At 62.8% G+C, this 409-nt stretch carries 1 protein-coding gene; it reads left to right on the forward strand.

Translation table 11 applies throughout. The features are described from left to right. The first annotated feature begins 148 nt into the window (after positions 1–148). A complete protein-coding gene (gene thiS, locus SB756_RS28240) occupies positions 149–349 on the forward strand; it encodes a sulfur carrier protein ThiS (protein WP_031320180.1) in 201 nt (66 codons plus the stop codon). Positions 350–409 lie beyond the last annotated feature (60 nt).

Consider the following 409-nt stretch of genomic DNA (forward strand, 5'->3'; position numbering starts at 1 on the left):
CATTTGGCGGGCTGGCGTTTCTGCTCGGGTGGTTCTTCCTTGGCTTGGCCGCGTGGCGCTTGCAACTGACCGCTTGACGCTTGGAGCTGACCTTGAGGTCTCAATCGCGCTAGAATGCTGGCCCCTAAAAACGATGACGGCCCGTGGCATGCGCATTCTGTTGAACGGCGAATCCTTTGAACTGCCCGACGGTGAAACCGTTGCGGCCCTGCTGACCCGCCTGGACCTGACCGGGCGTCGCGTCGCAGTGGAGCTCAACCTGGATATCGTCCCGCGTAGCCAGCACGCCGAGACCGCGCTCACCGAAGGTGACCAGGTCGAAGTGGTCCACGCCATCGGCGGCGGCTAGCCGTCAGGCGCTCAATCGCGCCAACCCGCATTCTGCAGAACCTCACCCCATTTCGAGGAT

Origin of the sequence: Pseudomonas sp. SIMBA_068, assembly GCF_046534705.1 — a bacterium.
GTDB classification, from domain to species: Bacteria; Pseudomonadota; Gammaproteobacteria; order Pseudomonadales; family Pseudomonadaceae; genus Aquipseudomonas; species Aquipseudomonas putida.

Coding starts and splice junctions, on each gene's coding strand:
- thiS (WP_031320180.1), top strand. CDS start 149: ATGCGCATTCTGTTGAACGGCGAATCCTTTGAACTGCCCGACGGTGAA.